This is a genomic window from Camelimonas sp. FR25, assembly GCF_059740505.1.
This window is the reverse complement of sequence record NZ_JCAWFG010000065.1, coordinates 1-2,251: the sequence shown is the minus strand read 5'-3', so window position 1 is coordinate 2,251 and position 2,251 is coordinate 1. Positions and strand designations below refer to the sequence as shown.

Annotated in this window: 3 protein-coding genes; 1 reads left to right on the top strand and 2 read right to left on the bottom strand. The window is 57.5% G+C overall.

Annotated features, from left to right (window positions below):
* Both AC6A67_RS07540 and AC6A67_RS07535 read right to left on the bottom strand, forming a co-directional pair.
* The coding region (locus tag AC6A67_RS07540) for a thiolase family protein (protein WP_498035933.1) at nucleotides 1–167 on the bottom strand (167 nt) is incomplete at its 3' end.
* A 68-nt stretch (nucleotides 168–235) separates the two neighbouring features.
* A complete protein-coding gene (locus AC6A67_RS07535; RefSeq protein WP_498035932.1) occupies nucleotides 236–1,018 on the bottom strand; it encodes an SDR family NAD(P)-dependent oxidoreductase in 783 nt (260 codons plus the stop codon).
* Nucleotides 1,019–1,353: 335 nt separating this feature from the next.
* Here AC6A67_RS07535 and AC6A67_RS07530 point away from each other — a divergent pair, with 335 nt between their 5' ends.
* Entirely contained in the window at nucleotides 1,354–2,040 is a 687-nt protein-coding gene (locus AC6A67_RS07530) for a TetR/AcrR family transcriptional regulator (protein WP_498035931.1), read from the top strand.
* The last annotated feature ends 211 nt before the right edge of the window (nucleotides 2,041–2,251 follow it).

Here is a 2,251-nt window from a genome sequence, read left to right as displayed (position 1 = left end):
ACACAGCCCAGGATCACATCTTCGATTACATCCGGATCAATCCCGCTCCGGTCCACAAGCGAGTCGAGCACAGATCCCGCGAGATCTGCTGGGTGCCACCCCGCCAGTTTTCCATTACGGCGCCCTCCGGCGGTGCGGCCGGCGGCTACGATGAAGGCCTCAGCTATCTGTGTTTACTTCCGAATGAAGCGATAGGAAGAGAGTGGAGCCCGTCATTGGAGATAAAGAGGCGACATCAGCGCGGCGCCATGCGGATGGCACCGTCGAGGCGCACGTCTTCGCCGTTGAAATAGCCGTTCTCGATCATCAGTGTGGCGAGCGCGGCATATTCTTCCGGGTGGCCGAGGCGCTGAGGAAACGGAACCGACGCAGACAACGCATCCTTCACCTTCTGTGGCACGCCCTGCATCAGCGGCGTGTTGAAGATGCCCGGCAGGATGGTGTTGACGCGGATTCCTTCGCTCATCAGGTCGCGCGCGATCGGCAGCGTCATGCCGACGACGCCGCCCTTCGATGCCGAGTATGCAGCCTGGCCGATCTGGCCGTCTTCCGCCGCGACGCTGGCGGTGTTGACGACCGCGCCGCGTTCGCCGTCTTCCAGCGGATCGAGCGTCATCATCCCCGCGGCCGACTTGGCGATGCAACGGAACGTGCCGACAAGGTTGATCTGGATTATCATGTTGAATGCATCGAGGGGGAAGTGCTTGATCGTGCCGTCGGCCTTGTTGCGGCTGGCAGTCTTGATCGCATTGCCGGTGCCGGCGCAGTTCACCAGAACGCGCTCCTGGCCGATCGAGGCGCGCGCCTTGACGAAACCCGCATCGACCGATGCTTCGTCGGTCACGTTGACGTTACAGAAAACGCCGCCGAGTTCCTGCGCTAGAGCCTCGCCCTTCTCTGCGTTCAGGTCGAACAGAGCGACCTTCACGCCTTTTGAGGCGAGCAGGCGAGCGGTGGCGGCGCCGAGGCCGGAGGCGCCGCCGACCACGACGGCGGAGATGGTGTTGTCAAGCTTCATGATATCTCCTCTAAATTCTTCGTGCCGAACTTTGTCGGACACGCTTGATGTTGATGTCACAGTTTGACCGGTATGTTGATCTGACAGATCTGACAGATCTGACGCCGCTTCACCGCGACAGAAATACGAATATTTCAATATAGATAAGTAATAGTGAGGCTTACGATAACTTATCAACGTACTCGCGGATCTTTATCTTTCCGAGCTGACTCATATCAACTTCATCGGGGCCATCTGCGAGCCGCAGATAACGGTCAAATCCGTCCACACACCTCTCCTTATCCACTTGGACAATACGTTTGACGAAAGCTGGTTGTCAATGCGAGAATTGCCACGTGAAACAGATTGCCAACCACTCCATGTCCGACGAACCCGCAACTCGCATAAAAGCCGCGGCCTTGCGCCTCTTTGCTGATCGCGGCGTAGATTGTGTTAGCGTGCGCGAAATTGCTGCAGCTGCTGGACAGAAGAGTCACAATGCATTGACGTATTACTTCGGCTCGAAGGAAGCGTTGGTGCGGGAACTTGTGGTTGACGGCGCACGCGCGATTGACGACAGGCGCAATGCGTGGCTGGACAAGTGTGAGCGCAGTGGCGAGTGCATTTCCGTGGTCGAGATAATCGAGGGCCTAGTGCGAACCTCGGTCGATCCGTCACCGCCTCCAGAAGGCGAATGCTACAGTCGTTTCGTGATGGGATTGCATAGTTCGAACAGATCGTTGTTCATGGACGCGCTGGAGGATCGCTGGAACTCCGGCTATCAGCGCTGCTTGGCGCATATCCGCCGTTTGATGCCGCACGTCCCCGCTTCGCTGCTTAATCAACGTCTCGTGTTTCTTGGCGCAGCACTTGGCGGAATCTTGGCCGCACGCGAAGGCGAACTGTCCGATAGCTCTCGAACGCATACCATGTGGAACCACCCAGACACATTGATGCACGTGGCGCATGGCCTCGCAGGCCTCGTAGAGTCTAGCCATCCATCTCAAGTCACGAAATCTGCGAATCGCGAGAGCGAGAAGTGACCATGTCGGGTTATTCAATTCAATTACGCGCGTCTCCTTGTGTGTCGACCCGCTGACGAGCGACCCACGCGTACTCCGCGCACGCGGCGCGACGCAAACCGTAGGAAACTTCTTGTAACGATACTCTAGCGCGTCTATAAATCACGCACTAGATAACCTGCATCTTTCAGGCTGAGAAGTTCGTCCTGCAGGGATTCAACGACGGAGTTTC